The organism is Streptomyces sp. NPDC056600, assembly GCF_042792855.1.
GTDB lineage: Bacteria > Actinomycetota > Actinomycetes > Streptomycetales > Streptomycetaceae > Streptomyces.
Genome location: NZ_JBHTVQ010000033.1, coordinates 66,721 through 83,975, shown reverse-complemented (window position 1 = coordinate 83,975; position 17,255 = coordinate 66,721). Strand labels below are relative to the sequence as shown.

Annotated in this window: 8 protein-coding genes; 2 read left to right on the top strand and 6 right to left on the bottom strand. The window is 72.2% G+C overall.

Going from position 1 to position 17,255, the window contains the following annotated elements; all coding sequences use genetic code 11:
• Nucleotides 1–48: 48 nt before the first annotated feature.
• The 5 genes from pulA to ACFRAV_RS18170 all read right to left on the bottom strand — a co-directional run bounded on the left by pulA (nt 49) and on the right by ACFRAV_RS18170 (nt 10,972).
• Entirely contained in the window at nt 49–5,403 is a 5,355-nt protein-coding gene (gene pulA, locus ACFRAV_RS18190) for a pullulanase-type alpha-1,6-glucosidase (protein WP_382556669.1), read from the bottom strand.
• Between the two features lie 557 nt (nt 5,404–5,960).
• Entirely contained in the window at nt 5,961–7,661 is a 1,701-nt protein-coding gene (locus ACFRAV_RS18185) for a glycoside hydrolase family 13 protein (protein ID WP_382556657.1), read from the bottom strand.
• A 58-nt stretch (nt 7,662–7,719) separates the two neighbouring features.
• Entirely contained in the window at nt 7,720–8,622 is a 903-nt protein-coding gene (locus tag ACFRAV_RS18180) for a sugar ABC transporter permease (RefSeq protein ID WP_382556655.1), read from the bottom strand.
• A 10-nt stretch (nt 8,623–8,632) separates the two neighbouring features.
• Nucleotides 8,633–9,568, bottom strand: a complete 936-nt coding sequence (locus tag ACFRAV_RS18175; RefSeq protein ID WP_351117815.1) for a sugar ABC transporter permease — start codon at nt 9,566–9,568, stop codon at nt 8,633–8,635.
• 132 nt (nt 9,569–9,700) lie between these two features.
• Complete coding sequence (locus tag ACFRAV_RS18170; protein ID WP_382556652.1) at nt 9,701–10,972, bottom strand: extracellular solute-binding protein; 1,272 nt, start codon at nt 10,970–10,972, stop codon at nt 9,701–9,703.
• Between the two features lie 395 nt (nt 10,973–11,367).
• Between ACFRAV_RS18170 and ACFRAV_RS18165 the strand changes: the two genes are divergently transcribed.
• Nucleotides 11,368–12,417 carry a LacI family DNA-binding transcriptional regulator gene (locus tag ACFRAV_RS18165; protein ID WP_382556651.1) on the top strand — a complete coding sequence of 350 codons (1,050 nt, stop codon included), beginning with the start codon at nt 11,368–11,370 and terminating at the stop codon, nt 12,415–12,417.
• 148 nt (nt 12,418–12,565) lie between these two features.
• A complete protein-coding gene (locus ACFRAV_RS18160; protein ID WP_382556649.1) occupies nt 12,566–13,594 on the top strand; it encodes a phosphatase PAP2 family protein in 1,029 nt (342 codons plus the stop codon).
• A 67-nt stretch (nt 13,595–13,661) separates the two neighbouring features.
• Here ACFRAV_RS18160 and ACFRAV_RS18155 read toward each other — a convergent pair whose 3' ends face one another.
• Entirely contained in the window at nt 13,662–16,691 is a 3,030-nt protein-coding gene (locus tag ACFRAV_RS18155; protein ID WP_382556666.1) for a bifunctional [glutamine synthetase] adenylyltransferase/[glutamine synthetase]-adenylyl-L-tyrosine phosphorylase, read from the bottom strand.
• Nucleotides 16,692–17,255: the final 564 nt, after the last annotated feature.

Sequence of the window (17,255 nt, the reverse complement as noted above, 5' to 3'; positions counted from 1 at the left end):
GTCCCCCACAGGCTGTGGGGGACGCCGTTCGCCGTTCCGGGGCAGGGGTCAGGAGGCGGTGAAGACCGCCACCGTCCGGCCCGGCACGCTGAAGGTGCCGTCCTCGTAGGAGGCCGACCTCACCACCGGGTCGGAGCCGGAGGCCTGCGCCGGGTGGAGGCGCCACCCGCCGTCACCGAGCCCGCCCACGTGCTGCTCCGCGGCCTCGGGGGTGGCGTTGAAGACCACCACCAGGTCGTCGAGGCGCATGGTGACGACACCGGGCGTCTCCTTCTCGCCGGAGAGCGGGAAGGACAGCTTCTGCTGCACCTTCTCCGTGCTGTCCAGGGAGAACGCCTTCTCCGTGGTGCGGATCCGCAGCAGGTCGCGGTAGGCGGCGGAGGCGCCCTCGATCTCCTCGCAGCCCACCGACACCTTGGTCAGCAGCGGCTTGGCGTAGCCCCACTTGGGCTCGTTGTCGGCGGCCGGGGGAAGCCCTCGGCCGAAGCCGTTGCCCGCCTCGCAGTTCCAGTGGATGGCGTTGAACCAGTCGCCGCTGTCGTAGGAGTTGCGGTCCAGCGACTTCGAGCGCAGCAGGTCGGTGCCCGCCTGGGAGAGCGCCGGACCCTGCGAGAGGGCGGCGGTCGCCATGGCGAGGACCTGCATCCGGGCCCGGTCGCCGGCCGGGGTGCCGGCCGGCAGCTTGAAGGCGAGGGCGTCGAACAGCGACTCGTTGTCGTGCGCGTCGGCGTAGGCGAGGGCGTCGCCCGGGGCCTCGGCGTAGCCGGCGGGCGAGCCGTTGTAGTCGACCTGCGCGCCGGTCACCTCCTTGCCGGAGGTGTCGGTGAAGCGGTAGCCGGCCAGGTTGCCGGTCAGACCGACCTTGATCAGGTCGTGGTAGTGCAGCAGGCGCGCCTTCTGCTCGGCCTCGCTGCCGTTGGCGTTCGACGAGTTGGGGTCGGTGTAGAGACCGGAGGCAAAGCCCTGGACGCCCGGGTCCTCGTCGAAGGGGCCGCCGCCGCGGACGGCGTCACGGGCCCGGTCGGAGAAGGTGGCGATGCCGGTGCCGGCCATGTGCTTCTGGGTGGCCTGCGTGAAGCGGGCGTCGTCGGCGATCTCACCGAAGTTCCAACCCTCGCCGTACAGCAGGATGTTCTTCCCGTCGACGCCGTCCTTCTCGAGGGTGAGGGCGTCCAGTGCCTTGCGGACGGCGACCATGTTGGCCTTGGGGTGGTGGCCCATCAGGTCGAAGCGGAAGCCGTCGACCTTGTACTCCTTGGCCCAGGTGACCACGGAGTCGACGACCAGCTTGCCCATCATGGCGTTCTCGGGCGCGGTGTTGGCGCAGCAGGTGGAGGTGGCGACGCTGCCGTCGGCGAGGAGCCGGTGGTAGTAGCCGGGCACGATCCGGTCGAGGACCGAGGTCTTCGCCTGGCCGCTGGCGGCGGTGTGGTTGTAGACCACGTCCATCACCACGCGCAGGCCGTCGTCGTTGAGCGACTTGACCATCTGCCGGAACTCGGTGGTGCGCCTGGTGCCGTCCGGGTCGGAGGCGTAGGAGCCCTCCGGCACGGTGTAGTGGTACGGGTCGTAACCCCAGTTGTAGGCGTCCTTGGCCGCGGTGGCGGTGACGCACTCCTGCTGGGCGGGCGAGTCGGCGGGCAGCGACGTGAGGTCGCAGTCCGGGCTCGCCTGGTCCGCCTTGCGCTCGGCGATGGTGGCGATGTCGAACACGGGCAGCAGGTGCACGTGCGAGGTGCCCGCCTCGGCGAGCTCCTTCAGGTGCTTGGAGCCGTCGCTGCCGTTGTCGGCGAAGGCGCGGTAGGTGCCGCGGTCGCCGGCCGGGACGGTCGGGTCGGCCACGGAGAAGTCCCGCACGTGCAGTTCCTGGATCTGCGCGTCGCGCAGCGGCACGGCCGCGGGCTTGGTGAGCTTGGCCCAGCCCTCGGGGGCGAGGGAGCGGTCGTCGAGGTCGACGGCCAGGCTGTGCGTGGAGTCGGCGGTCAGGGCGACCGAGTAGGGGTCGGTGACCTTGTTGACGACGACCTTCTGCTCGGTGGGCGCGAACACCTTCACCACGTAGCGGTAGGGCTTGTTCTTCCAGGAGGCGGGGCCGGTGACCGACCAGACGCCGGTGGCGGCGTCCCGCTTCATCTCCGCCGTGGCGGAGCCGATCTCGAGGTCGACGTCCCTGGCGGTGGGGGCCCACACGGAGAGGGTGGGGCGCCCGTGGGAGAAGACCGGGCCGAGGTCGGCCTGGGCGGCCTTCGGGTACAGGTCGTCGAGGACGCCCGCGGTCTGCACGCCGGTGGCGGCGAGGACCGCCCCGTTGGCGGCGTGCTGGGCGGCGACGACCTGGCCGCGCAGGGCGGTGCGGACGCGATCGGCGTCGCGCGGGTCGACGGTCCAGGCGGTGCCCTTGGCGAGGTGCGGGAAGCGGGTCTTCTGCTCGTCGGTGAGCTTGCCCGCGTTCAGCCGCAGCCAGGTGGCGTCGCCGGTGAGCGCGCCGCCCTTCACCGCGAGGGAGCCGTCGCCGGAGGCGAGCAGTTGGGTGGAGGCGGCGGCCGGGGAACCGTCCCAGACGACGGTGGTGCGGTCGATCCAGACGGCCTTGGCGCTCGTCAGGTCGAGGGCGCCGGAGCTGCCCGCGGGCTGCGGGAGCAGGTACTTCTCCTGGCCGGCCAGCAGCCAGACCTCGTTGCCGTTGGTTTCGAGGTCGAGGGCCTGGTCGGTGGGCAGGTCCTTCTGGTCGCCCTTGTGGAGGATGTAGCTGAGGCTGGTCGCGCCGTCGGCGAGGGGCACCTCGTACACCGCGCCGAAGGAGTCGACCTTGGTGGGCTGCACGGGGCGGGCCCAGTCGGTCGGGTTCGCGGCGCCGGACCACACGTGCAGGCCCCAGCCGTCGTAGTCGCCGTCCGCGCGGTGGTAGTGCAGGACGGCCTTGGAGGCGTCGGGCTCGGGGTACTCGCCGGCCGGCTTCTCGGTGGCGACGGTCTCCTTGCCCTGCTCGATCCAGACCTCGCCGGTGCGGGTGACGTCGACGGTGCGGTCGGCGGCGACGTCCTTGTTCCCGTCCTTGTCGATGACCAGGAAGCCGACGTCGGAGGCGCCGGGCTTGAGCTTGACCCAGGCGAAGGCGCCGTAGGCGTCGCGGCCGACGAACGGGTGGCTCTTCGGCCACTCGGTGGCCTCGCCCTCGGCGATGTCGCCCCAGGCGTACAGGCCCCAGTCGTCGTAGTCGCCGTCGGCGCGCTTGTAGTGCACGAGCACGTGGTCGCGGGAGACGGCGGTCGGCACCTCGGGCGCCGGCGGGGTGCCGGTGGTGCTCTGCGCGAGGTCGCTCGCGGTGCGGCCGGCGCGGTCGACGACCACGGCCTTGTAGCGCAGGGCGGTCCCGGCGGGCACGTCCTCGCCGACGGTCTGGGTGACCCGGTAGGGGGCGTGGTCGGCGGAGCCGAGCACCTTCCACGGGCCGTTGCCGACCTGGGCGGCGAAGACGACGCGGTTGAGCTGTCCGCCGTCCACGTCCGCGTTCACGGTGACGGTGCCGGTGGCGCCGGCCTCCGGGGCGGTGAGGGTGACGGAGGGAGCGGCGGCCGGCTTGGGCAGCGGGGCCTTGGCCTGGAGGACGACGGCGGAGCCGGCCGGGACGGTGACCGTCACCTTGCGGTCGGCGTCGCTGGTCAGGGTGGCGTCGGTGCCGTGGATGCCGCGGAAGGATGCCTTCGCGGATCCGGTGGCGAAGGTCGCGGACTTGGCCTCGTCGGCGTTGTTGAAGGCGACCAGGTACTCGACGCCGGACTTCGCGTCGGTGCGGGAGAAGGCGTAGACGCCGGCCCCGTCGGCCGCGTGGCGCTCGGTCTGCACGCCGTCGGCGAGGGCCGGGTGGGCCTTGCGCAGCTTGGCGAGAGCACTGATCTGCCGGTAGAGCGGTGCTCCGGTGTCGAAGGCGTCCTCGGCGTGGGTGCGGTCGGTGCCGATCTGGTCGTCGTCGAGGTAGTCGGCGGTCTTCGAGGCGAACATGGTCTGGCGGGCGTCCTTGTCGCCGCCGTTGCCGGTGAAGCCCTGCTCGTCGCCGTAGTAGATCACCGGGTTGCCGCGGCCGAGGAACATCAGCTCGTTGGCGAGCTTCGCCCGGCGCAGCAGGGCGGCGTCGGAGGCGCCGGAGTCGTCGGCCTTCAGGAAGTGGCCGATGCGTCCCATGTCGTGGTTGCCGAGGAAGGTGACCTGCTCGTAGGCGTTCGCCTTGTCGGTGGCGTACTTGTAGTCGTCGCCGTAGACGGAGGAGAGCTTCTTCGCGCTGCCGCCCTGGGAGGCGTACTGGCGCGCGGCCTCCTGGAAGGGGAAGTCGAGCGTCGAGTCGAGGCGGCCCTCGGTGACGTACGGGGCGGTGACGGAGGTGTCGCTGGAGTACACCTCGCCGAACATGAAGAAGTCGTCGCGGCCCTTCTTCGCGGCGTACGCGTCGAGGGCGGTGGCCCACTGGCTCCAGAACTCCATGTTGACGTGCTTCACGGTGTCGATCCGGAAGCCGTCGATGCCGAAGTCCCTGACCCAGCGCTGGTAGATCTTCTCCATGCCGGAGACGACCTCGGGACGCTCGGTCCACAGGTCGTCCAGGCCGGAGAAGTCGCCGTAGGTCGTGGACTCGCCGGCGTAGGTGGAGTCGCCGCGGTTGTGGTACATCGCCGGGTCGTTGAGCCAGGCGGGGACCTTGACGTCCTTCTTCGCCTCCGGCACCACGGGGGTGCGCGGGAAGGAGCCGGAGTCCACGGCCGGGAAGCGGTCGCGGCCCTCGGCGTAGTCGGCGTCGTCGAAGGGCTCGCCGTCCTTCGTCAGGTACGGGAAGGCGCCCTTGGAGAGGTAGGAGTAGGACTTCTCCTGGTAGTCGACGACGTCGGCGGTGTGGTTGGTGATGACGTCGAAGAAGACCTTCATGCCCTTGGCGTGGGCGGCGTCGATCAGCTTCTCCAGGTCGGCGTTGGTGCCGAAGTGCGGGTCGACCTGGGTGAAGTCGGTGATCCAGTAGCCGTGGTAGCCGGCCGACGCCTGGTCGCCGGTGCCCTGGACGGGCTGGTTCTTGAAGATGGGCGCCATCCAGATGGCGGTGGTGCCCAGGCCCTTGATGTAGTCGAGCTTCTTCGTGAGGCCCTTGAGGTCGCCGCCCTGGTAGAAGCCCTTGTCCGTCGGGTCGAAGCCGGTGGCCGTGCGGGAGCCGGTGAGGCCGCCGCGGTCGTTGGAGGTGTCGCCGTTGGCGAAACGATCCGGCAGGACGAAGTAGAACTGGTCGCGCGTCAGGTCGTGGCGGGCCGGCTGGGCGGCGAGCTTCGCGTCCGACGGGGGCGCCGGGGGCTCGGCGGCCTGGGCGGCGAGCGGCGGCAGCAGGGTCGCCGCGAGGGCGGCGGCGACGGCGGTGGCGGCGATCCGCGCCCCGCCCGCGAGGCCTCGGCGCGGCTTGGCGCCGGCCGGGCCGGGGAGCGGCGATGCCGCTCCGGTTCTCCTGGTACTCACCACGAAGGTCCTCCTTGACGTCCGGTGAGCTGCGGTGGGCCTACGGCCGGCGGAGCGTGGGGGATGGCCGCGGCGGGGGGGTGAGTTCACCCGTGGCCTGCCGCGAGGGGCGGCAGGCCACGGGGAGTGTGCGGTGGTGCGGAGGGTGACCGGTGGACCGCGGGGCGACGAGCGGGCGGTACGTCGTCCCGCGGACCACCGGTCGGTCGGTGGGACCTGGTCGGCCCGGCTGAACTGGTCGACCCGGTCAGCCGGCACGGACGAACCAGTTGGTTCGGCCGGGTCGGCCAGGTGGGCCGACCCGGCCGAATCGGCCGGTCGATCGGGCCGGTCGGGCTGTCCGGCAGGACCGGTTGGCCCGACCGGATCAGCTCGTTCGACCGGGTCGGCCGGTCCAGCCGGTCCAGGTGGGTCGAGCGGGCCGTTCGGCCCGTCCGGCCAGGTCGGCCGGCCCGGACGGACCGGCAGGGTCAGGCCGTGGTGAACCAGGCCGTCGTGTCGGCCGGGCCGAGGGCCTCGCCGTCGGTGACGGTGACCTCGCCGCTGGCGATCAGCAGGCGGCCGGGCGCCGCGAACGGCACGGTCCGGCCGGTGGTGTTGGCGACGCAGACGAACGCGCCGCGGCGGAAGGCCAGCACGCCCTCGGGGGCGGGCAGCCACTCCACCGCCTCGCCGGCGCCCAGGTCGGACGCCTCGCGGCGGACGGCGAGGGCGGTGCGGTACATCTCCAGCGTGGAGCCGGGCACCCCCTGCTGCGCCTCGACGCTCAGCTCGCCCCAGCCCGCGGGCTGCGGGAGCCAGCTGCCGCCGTCGCCGAAGCCGTGGCTGGAGCCCTCACGGGTCCACGGGATCGGCACCCGGCAGCCGTCGCGGAAGCCGTCCTGGCCCGCGCCGCGGAAGTACGCGGGGTCCTGGCGCGCCTCGTCGGGCAGGTCGACGACGTCCGGCAGGCCGAGCTCCTCGCCCTGGTACAGGTACGCGGAGCCGGGCAGCGCCAGCATCAGCAGGGTGGCGGCGCGGGCGCGGCGCAGGCCGAGCTCACGGTCGCCGGCCTCACGGATCTGGGTGCCCAGGCCCGCCGGGTTGGCGAAGCGGGTGGCGTGCCGGGTCACGTCGTGGTTGGAGAGCACCCAGGTGGCGGGCGCGCCCACCGGGCGCATCGCCTCCAGGGTGCGGTCGATGACCTCGCGCAGCTCGGCGGCGTCCCAGTGGGTGCTCAGGTACTGGAAGTTGAACGCCTGGTGCAGCTCGTCGGGGCGCACGTAGTGGGCGGTGCGCTCGACGGTCGGGGTCCACGCCTCGGCGACGAAGACGCGGTCGCCGCTGTACTCGTCGAGGATCAGGCGCCACTGGCGGTAGATCTCGTGGACGCCGTCCTGGTCGAAGAACGGGACGACGCCGTCGCCGAGCAGCTTGACCTGCTCGTTGCCGCCGATGTCGGGCAGACCGGGCGCCTTGACCATGCCGTGGGCGACGTCGATCCGGAAGCCGTCGACGCCCATGTCCAGCCAGAACCGCAGGATGGAGCGGAACTCGTCGTTGACCGCCGGGTGGTCCCAGTTGAAGTCGGGCTGCTCGGGGGCGAACAGGTGCAGGTACCACTGGCCCGGCGTGCCGTCGGGCTCGGTGACCCGGGTCCAGGCCGGACCGCCGAAGATGGACTCCCAGTCGTTGGGCGGGAGTTCGCCGTTCGCGCCCTTGCCGGGGCGGAAGTGGTAGCGGTCGCGCAGCGGCGAGCCGGGGCCGTCGGCGAGGGCCCGCTTGAACCACTCGTGCTGGTCGGAGGAGTGGTTGGGCACCAGGTCGACGATGATCCGCAGGCCCAGGTCGTGGGCGTCGCGGATCAGGCCGTCGGCGTCCAGCAGGTTGCCGAACATCGGGTCGACGGCGCGGTAGTCGGCGACGTCGTAGCCGGCGTCGGCCTGCGGGGAGGCGTAGAAGGGGCTCAGCCACACCGCGTCCACGCCCAGGTCGCGCAGGTAGGGCAGCCGGGTGCGGATGCCCGGCAGGTCGCCCATGCCGTCGCCGTCGCTGTCGGCGAAGCTGCGCGGGTACACCTGGTAGATGACCGCGTCCCGCCACCAGTCGCGGCGGTCGGCGACGGCGTGGCCGGCGGTACGGGGCGCCGTGCGGTGGGTGGGAGAAACCGGTTCGGCGGTCTGGTGACTCATGACGTCCTTGCTGTGTGCCGAGGGTCGCTGTCGGTGGGGGGAGGTGCCGGGCACGCCGTCAGCCCTTGGTGCCGCCGGCGGTGAGGCCGGTGACCAGGTTCTTCTGGACCATGTAGAAGAAGGCCGAGACCGGTATGGCCACCAGGACCGCGGTGGCGGCCATCAGGTGCCGCTGCGCGTCGTGCTCGCTGACGAAGCTCTGCATGCCCACCGCGAGGGTGTACTTGGTGTCGTCGAGCATGAACGTCGAGGCGAAGGCCACCTCGCCGAAGGCGGTGATGAAGTTGTAGAACGCGGCGACCGCCAGGCCCGGGCGGGCCAGCGGCAGGATCAGCCGCAGGAAGGTCCCGAAGGGGCTCAGGCCGTCGACGCGGCCCGCCTCGTCGATCTCGAAGGGGATCGTGTCGAAGTAGCCCTTGAGCAGCCACGCCGAGTAGGGGACGGCGGTGGAGCAGTAGACCAGGATGAGGCCGCCGAAGGTGTCGATCAGCCGCAGGCTCGTCAGCAGCTGGTACATCGGCACGATCAGCACGGCGATCGGGAACATCTGGGTGCACAGCAGCACCCACATCAGCTTCTTCTGGCCGGGGAAGCGCATCCGGGAGACCGCGTAGCCGGTGGTGGCCGCGATCAGCACGCCGAGCACGGTGGTGCCCAGCGAGACGATCAGGGAGCTCTTGAGCCAGTACAGGAAGTTGGTGTCGGACAGGACCGTGACGTAGTTGTCCAGGGTGGCCTTGCCGAAGATGCCGCCGGGCCGCAGGTAGTCGTCCTTGTCCGGGCCGAGCGACAGCAGGAAGATCCAGGCGACCGGCAGGACGGCGATCAGGCTCGCGACGATCAGCACGACGTGCGAGACGGCCCGGACCAGCGGGCGGGTCTCGCCGCGGCGGCGCACCGCCTTCCGCGCGGTCCGTGCGGGTGCCGCCTCGACGGGGGTCTCGAGGGTGTGGGTAGTCATGGCTCCTGCCTCAGGACTGCTGCTCGCCGCGGGCCAGCCAGCGGCGGTAGAAGGAGGTGAAGACGACCAGGATCGCGAGCAGCAGCATGCCGTAGGCCGCCGACTGGGCGAAGTCCCGCGGCTGCTGGCCGAAGCCCAGGAAGTAGGCCCAGGTGACCAGGATCTGCGCGTCCGGCGCCTTGGTGCCGAACAGCAGGAAGATCACCGCGAACTGGTTGAAGGTCCAGATGATGCCGAGCAGCACGACGGTGGAGCTCACCGAGCGCAGGCCGGGCAGGGTGACGTAGCGGAACCGCTGCCAGGGGGACGCTCCGTCGAGCTCGGCGGCCTCGTAGAGGTTGCCGTCGATCGACTGCAGGCCGCCCAGCAGGGAGACCATCATGAACGGCACGCCGCACCAGGTGTTCACCATGATCGCGGCGATCCGCTGCCAGAGGGTGTCCTCCAGCCACAGGGGCGTCGGCAGGTGCAGCAGTTCCAGGCCGGCGTTGATGATGCCCTCGTCGGCGAGCATGAAGCGCCAGCCGAAGACGGTGACGAAGGTGGGCACGGCCCACGGCAGGACGAGCATCAGCCGGTAGAAGGTGCGCCCGCGCAGCTTCTGGTTGAGCAGCAGGGCCAGGCCCAGACCGAGCGTGTAGTGCAGCGTCACACAGGCGACGGTCCACACGATGGTCCAGATGAAGTGCGACCAGAACCGGTCGTACGCGGTCTCCCCGAAGAGGATGTCCGCGTAGTTGTCCAGCCCGACGAACTTGTACGTCGCCTCGATCTCGTTCACGCCGATGGTGCGCGCGGAGTTCAGCGAGTTCGCGTCGGTCAGGGTGAGCCAGAAGCCGTAGACCAGTGGGTACAGGACGAGCACGCCCAGCACGAGGACCACCGGCGCGATCATCGCGTAGGCGTACCAGTGCCGGCGCCATCCGTGGCGGATCGCAGCGATCATGGAAACGACACCTTCGAGGCCGGAGAGCGGCCGTTCGTCGGGGAGGGAGGGAGGGGGGCGGCCGTGGCGGGGGCGACCGCCGGACCCGTGTCAGGTCGGGTCTGGCGGTCACCCCGGTCGAGGCTGCCGGTCTTACTTGGTGAAGCCCGGCAGGAGCTTGGCCATCTCCGTCTCGATCGCGGTCAGACCCTTGTCGAGGGTCTTCTTGCCGCTGGCGACGGCGGGCAGCTCGGCGTCGAGCTTGCCGAACAGCGAGCCGTACTCGGGCAGCTCGGGACGGGGCTGGGCGGCGGGCAGGACACCCTGGTAGCCGGCGATGCCCGGGTCGGCCTTGACCTTGTCGGTGTAGGCGTCGTCACGGGTGGGCAGCGTGGAGTTCTTGAGGGCCACGGACTCCTGCGACTTCGCGGAGGTCATGAACTTCACGAACTTCAGCGCGGCGTCCTGGTGGGCCTTGTCCGAGCCGGCGTAGACCGACAGGTTGTGGCCACCGGTCGGCGCGCCGGCCTTGCCGGTGGAACCGGCCGGGACGGTGGCGATGCCCAGGTTGTTCTTGTCCTGGAACGCCGAGCCCTTGTAGAAGTTGGTGATCTCCCACGGGCCCTGGATGATCGAGGCGACCTCGCCGTTGACGAAGGCGTCCTGGATGTGGGCGTAGGCGTCGGCGGTGCCGTCGGCCTTGTGCAGGCCCTTGCCGTCGAACAGGCCGTTCCAGGCCTTGAACGCCTTCTGGGCCTCCGCCGAGTTGACCGTGACCTTCTTGCCCGCCACGTCGACCATGTCGGTGCCCTCGCCGAAGAGGAACGGCATGGCGTAGTAGCCGGCGGTGGAGCCCCAGTAGCCGTCCTTGCCGGTCTTCGACTTGACCGTCGCGGCGGCCTTCTTCAGCTCGTCCCAGGTGGCGGGGGCCTTGTCGATGCCCGCGTCGGCGAAGAGCTTCTTGTTGTAGACGAGCGCGAGGGTGTCGGTGACGATCGGGACACCGTAGGTCTTGCCCTCGAACTGCGCCTGCTTGATCAGGTTCGGCTGGAAGGCGTCCTTCTCGGCGAGCGCCTCGGTGCCGTCCAGCGGCAGGAGGTACTGCTTCTTCGCGAAGGCGGGGGTCCAGCCGACCTCGGCACGGATCACGTCCGGGGCGCCGGAGGAGCCGGCGGCCGTGTCGAACTTGTTCTGGGCCTGGTCGAAGGGCACGTTGACGTACTTGACCTTGATGCCCTTGTTGGCGGCCTCGAACTCCTTGACCAGAGCCTTGTAGGTCGGCGCCTCGTTCGTCGCGTTGGTGGTGTCCCACCACGTGATGGTGACGGGGCCGTCCGCCTTCGAGTCGTCGCCTTCCCCGCCGCACGCCGTCGCCGTCAGAGCGAGGGACGCCGCCAGCGCGGTGGCCGCTATGCCACGCCGCATGAGTTCTCCTTGAGGGTGAGTGCCCGGTGCACTGACCGGCTGCGTCCTTGCAACCGGCGGGCGACCGGAAACGTAACAGCGCTGCAACCTGTGCGAAAGACCTTGCAGAAAAAAAGCTGCCGAACCGTGTCCTAGTCGCGTCCGAGCCGTCTCCCGAGGGCCCGATCTGGCCGGTCCCGCCTGGGTCAAAACGGGGCATAAAGGTGTGAACTTCGCCCGGTGTGGCGTGAGTCGCACTTCCGGGACGACTCCTCGTACGCCTGTGCAAGACTTTGCAAGTTCTTGCGGGTCCGTGTGTGAGGGCTCATCATCGAAGGCCACGAGGAGACGGGGAGCGCATGACGCAGCAGCCCGCGTACAGGTCACGCGCGCGAAGGCCGGTACAGTCCCGTCCCGTGACCGCACGGCTTGCCGACATCGCCGCGCAGGCGGGAGTGAGCGAAGCGACTGTCAGCCGGGTCCTCAACGGGAAACCCGGAGTCGCCGCCGCGACCCGCCAGGCCGTGCTGGCCGCGCTGGACGTCCTCGGATACGAACGCCCCGTCCGCCTGCGCCAGCGCAGCGAGGGCCTGGTGGGGCTCATCACGCCCGAACTCGAGAACCCGATCTTCCCGGCGCTGGCCCAGGTGATCGGCCAGGCGCTGACCCGCCAGGGCTACACCCCGGTGCTCGCCACCCAGACCCCGGGCGGCTCCACCGAGGACGAACTCACCGAGATGCTGGTCGACCGGGGCGTCGACGGGATCATCTTCGTCTCCGGCCTGCACGCCGACACCTCCGCCGACATGGGCCGCTACGAGCGGCTGCGCGCGCAGGGCGTCCCGTTCGTGCTGGTCGACGGTTTCTCGCCGCAGGTGCGCGCGCCGTTCATCTCCCCCGACGACCGGGCGGCGATGTCGCTCGCGGTGACCCACCTGGCGTCGCTGGGCCACACCCGCATCGGGCTGGCCCTCGGTCCGCAGCGCTTCGTGCCGGTCCAGCGCAAGATCGAGGGCTTCGCCGCGGCGATGCACGAGCGCCTCGGCATGTCCGAGCGGGAGACCATCACGCTGGTCGAGCACTCGCTCTACACCCTGGAGGGCGGCCAGGCGGCCGCCGCCGCGCTGATCGACCGCGGCTGCACGGCGGTGGTCTGCGCGAGCGACATGATGGCGCTGGGCGCGATACGCGCGGCCCGCGGTCTGGGCCTGCAGGTGCCGGAGGACGTCTCGGTGGTCGGCTTCGACGACTCCCCGCTAATCGCCTTCACCGACCCTCCGCTCACCACCGTCCGCAAGCCGGTGCCCGCGATGGGGCAGGCCGCGGTGCGCACACTGCTGGAGGAGATCGCCGGGACGCCCGCTCCGCAGAGCGAGTTCGTCTTCATGCCGGAGCTGGTGGTGCGCGGCTCCACCGCCTCGGCGCCGGCCGCGGGACCGGGGGCCGGGCCGGGCGCCGCGCGCTGAACGGACGGATGTCCGCCGGGAGGTTCGCCTCGCGAAGGGTTCGGACCCCTAAGGGTTCCGGTGAACGAAATGCGACCAGGATCCTTCCGGAGGATGATCGGTCGGGTAAGGCATTTCTGGCAGACTGACGTGCCATGGGTGAGGGACCGTGACCGCTTTGGAAGGCCGCCCGCGGCAGGCCGTTCCCGACACAGGCGCGGGCGCGGACGAACGACCGGGTCTGCTGCGGCGTGTGCGCACGCCGCGCCGGCCCAGGATCTGGTTCGAGATCCTGCTGATCGGGGCGAGTTACTGGACGTACTCGTTGATCCGCAACGCCGTGCCCGAACAACGGGCCGTCGCGCTGCGCAACGCCGACTGGCTCTGGGACGTCGAGAACCGGCTGGGCATCGCCGTCGAGGAAACGGTCAACCAGGGGATCAACTCGGTCACCTGGCTGATCGTCGGCATGAACTACTACTACGCCACCTTGCACTTCGTGGTGACGATCGGCGTCCTGGTGTGGCTGTTCCGCTGCCGGCCGCTCCTCTACTCCGGGGCGCGCACGGTGCTGTTCGCGACCACGGCGGTCGCGCTGGTGGGCTACTACCTGTTCCCGCTGGCGCCGCCCCGGCTGATGAACGGCTCGATGTTCGTCGACACGGTGCTGGTGCACGGGACCTGGGGGTCGATGGCCTCCGGCGACCTCAAGCACATGTCCAACCAGTACGCGGCGATGCCGTCCATGCACATAGGGTGGTCGCTCTGGGCCGGTCTGACGGTTTTCGCGCTGGCCCGGGTGCCGTGGGTGCGGGTGCTGGCGCTGCTGTACCCGACGGCCACGCTGGTGGTCATCGTCGCCACCGCCAACCACTTCTGGCTGGACGCCGTCGGGGGCCTCATGTGCCTCGCCTTCGGCTTCGTCGTCGCGCGCCTGCTGTACGGCGCGGCCTCGGTCCCCGGCCCCTTCCACCGCGGGGCGGCGACGCCGGCCCTGCCGGTGCCGGCCGGCGCGCCGGTGCCGCCCGGCGCGGAACCGGGCGCCTCGGCCCCGGCCGGGCCCGCGGGAGCACCCGGGGGCGCGGGGTCCGTGCCGTCGGGCGGGCGTGCCGGTGCGGCGGGACCCGCCGGTTCCGCGAGACCTGACGCCGCCGCGGACGCCTCCGCCCCGCCACCGCGCCACCGCAGCCGCACCTGAGCGGCGCCCGGGGGCACGGGCGCCGCCCCGGGGGTCGCGGGGCCCGGAGGGCGTCCGGCGGGGGCGCTCAGGCCTCGCTGTCGTAGAACAGCCGCTCCACGACCGTCCGGGCCCGGCGTGTGGTGCGCCGGTAGTCGTCGATCATGTCGCCCGCGCGGCCGGGCCCGTACCCCAGGTACCGCCCGACCGCGGCCATCTCCCGCACGTCCGTCGGGAAGGTGTCCCCCGCGCGGCCGCGCACCAGCATCACCGCGTTGCGGACCCGGGTCGCCAGCACCCACGCCTCGTCGAGGACCGCCGCGTCGTCCGCGCCGATCAGTTCCGCGTCCCGCGCCGCCGCGAGCGCCTCCCGGGTCCGCGTGGTGCGCAGCTCCGGGATCCGCGCCGCGTGCCGCAGCTGCGTGAGCTGCACCGTCCACTCCACGTCGGTGAGCCCGCCGCGCCCCAGCTTGGTGTGGAGCGTGGGGTCGGCCCCGCGCGGCAGCCGCTCGGACTCCATCCGCGCCTTCAGTCGCCGCACCTCGCGGACCGCGTCCTCCTGCAGCCCGCCGGCCGGGTACCGCAGCGGATCGACGAGCTCGACGAACCGCCGCCCCAGCTCCTCGTCGCCGGCCACCGGCTCGGCCCGCAGCAGGGCGTGCGACTCCCAGGCCTGGGACCAGCGCCGGTAGTACGCCGCGTAGGAGGCGAGCGTGCGCACCAGCGGCCCGCTGCGCCCTTCCGGCCGCAGGTCCGTGTCGACGATCAGCGGCGGGTCGGTGCTGGGCAGCTGGAGCAGCCGCCGCATCTCGGCGACCACGGTGTTCGCGGCCGTCGCCGCCTCCGCCTCGTCGACGCCCTCGCGCGGCTCGTGCACGAAGAGCACGTCCGCGTCGGAGCCGTAGCCCAGTTCGTGTCCGCCGAAGCGGCCCATGCCGATGACCGCGAACCGGGTGGGCAGCTCGTCGCCCCAGCGCTCGCGGACCACCGCCCGCAGCGTGCCGGCCAGGGTGACGGCGGTCAGGTCGGAGACGGCGCCGCCGACCCGGTCGACCAGTGCGCCCGGGTCGGCCTCGGCGGGCTGCGTCTCGGTGCCGTACGAGCCCACGATGTCGGCCGCGGCGGTGCGGAACAGCTCGCGCCGCCGCACGCCGCGCGCCACGTAGACGCCCTGTTCGGCCGTCCCCGCGCGGCTCACCGCGGCGAGGACCTCCTGCTCCAGCCGCTCCCTCGACCGCGGCTCCAGGCCGCCGCCGGCGCCCCGGCCGCCACGTTCGCCCTCCCCGCCGTCGCCGAGCAGCGCGACCGCCTCGGGCGCGCGCAGCAGCAGGTCGGGGGCGAGTCGTCCGGCGGACAGCACCCGGGCCAGGTTCTCCGCGGCCGCGCCCTCGTCGCGCAGCAGCCGCAGGTACCAGGGGGTGGCGCCCAGCGCGTCGGAGACCTTGCGGAAGTTGAGCAGCCCGGCGTCCGGGTCGGCGGAGTCCGCGAACCAGCCGAGCAGCACCGGCAGCAGCGTGCGCTGGATGGACGCCTTGCGGGAGACGCCCGCGGACAGCGCCTCCAGGTGGCGCAGCGCCGCCGCCGGGTCGGCGTAGCCGAGGGCGACCAGCCGCTCCCGGGCCGCGTCCGGCCGCAGTCGCGCCTCGCCGGGGGCGAGCTGGGCGACGGCGTTGAGCAGCGGGCGGTAGAACAGCTTCTCGTGCAGCCGCCGCACCACCGAGGAGTGCCTGCGCCATTCCTTGCGCAGTTCGGTGACGGGTTCGGAGCGCAGTCCCAGCGAGCGGCCGAGGCGGCGCAGGTCGTCCTCGTCCTCGGGCATCAGGTGGGTGCGGCGCAGCCGGTACAGCTGGATGCGGTGCTCGGTCTCGCGCAGGAACCGGTAGGCGGCGTCCAGCCCGGCGGCGTCCTCCCGGCCGACGTAGCCGCCGGTGGCGAGCGCCTTGAGCGCGTCCAGGGTGGTGCCGCTGCGCAGCGAGGTGTCGGCGCGGCCGTGCACCAGCTGAAGCAGTTGCACGGCGAACTCAACGTCCCGCAGGCCGCCCGGCCCCAGCTTCAGCTCCCGCTCCAGCTCGGCGGCGGGAATGCCGGCCACCACCCGGCGGCGCATCTGCTGCACGTCGGCGACGAAGTTGTCCCGCTCGGCTGCCTGCCACACCATCGGGTGCAGCGCCGCCAGGTAGGCGGCGCCGAGCTCCCGGTCGCCGGCCACCGGGCGGGCCTTGAGCAGCGCCTGGAACTCCCAGGTCTTCGCCCACCGCTGGTAGTAGGCCACATGGCTGGCCAGAGTGCGCACCAGCGGGCCGTTGCGCCCTTCGGGGCGGAGGTTGGCGTCGACCGGCCAGATCGAGCCCTCGACGGTGGTCTCCGAGCAGATCCGCATCAGGTGCGAGGCGAGCCGGGTGGCCGCCTGCAGCGCCGCCCGCTCGTCGGCGTCCCGGGCGGGCTCGGCCACGAAGATGACGTCGACATCGGAGACGTAGTTGAGCTCGTGCCCTCCGCACTTGCCCATCGCGATCACGGCGAGCCGGCACAGCGCGGCGTCCTCCGGAGCGGCCGCCTCGGCCATGGCGAGGGCCGCGCGCAGGGTGGCGGTGGCCAGGTCGGCGAGCTCCCCCGCCGTCTCGGCGACGTCTATCGTCCCGCGGACGTCGCGGGCGGCGATGGACAGCAGACAACGGCGGTAGGCCACCCGCAGCGCCACCGGGTCCTGGGCGTCGGCGAGGCCCTCCTCGAACTCCGGCACGCCCTGGTGGAGGTCGCGGGGCTCGTAGGTGACCAGCGCCTGCCAGTCGTCCGGGTGCCGGGCCAGGTGGTCCCCCAGCGCCTCGGAGGCGCCGAGCACGCCCAGCAGCCGGTCGCGCAGCGGCTTGGCGGACAGCAGCGTGTCCAGCAGCCGGGAGCGGTGGGTGCGGTCGGGCTGCGCCTCGAGGACGCGGACCAGGCCGCGCAGCGCGAGGTCCGGGTCGGCGGTGGCGGCCAGCGCCTCCAGCAGCAGCGGGTCGCCGCGGACCGCGCTCAGCTCGGGGCTCTCCAGCAGCCGTCCGGCGGCCGAGGGGTCCGTGAACCCGTGCCGCAGCAGCAGGGTGAAGGTGCTGCTCCGCCGCCCCGGAGTCGCCATCGACGCCGCCCTCTCCACGATCGTGATCGTCCGGCCCCGAGCCTAGCCCCCACCCCCGGGCGAGGGGGCCCCGCGGTGCGGACGACGGCGCGTGCCCGCGCGCGGGCGACGTTCACCGGGGCGACCCGCCTGCGAAGCGTGAGCCACACCCGCCTGCCCCGCTGCGGGCGGCGGGGCCACACCCTCCCGCCCCCGCGTACGAACACTTGAACCGCACCCATCTGCCCGCCCTGCGGACGCTGGGCTCGATCCCGCCCGCTCCCCTGCGATCGCTGAGCCACAGCACCCGCCCCGGCGAACGCCGCGTGCCCGCCCAGCTCACCTGCGGGCGGCTGGGCCGCCCAGGGGGCGATGGGGGCACCCCCTGCTCGAGCGGAGTCGAGAGCTTGGGGGAGGGCGGGCGCAGGCCCTGGCCTCCGCGGCGAGCGGTTCGCTCCACGCCGCGCAAGCGGGCCCCAGCAGAGCCTGGCGGAGCCGTACGCAGGAACGTGGCCGTCACGCGACCGGGCCCGGGCCCCACGCACCGCACGCGGCAGCGAGGGAACGCGACCCCCGGGCCCCCAC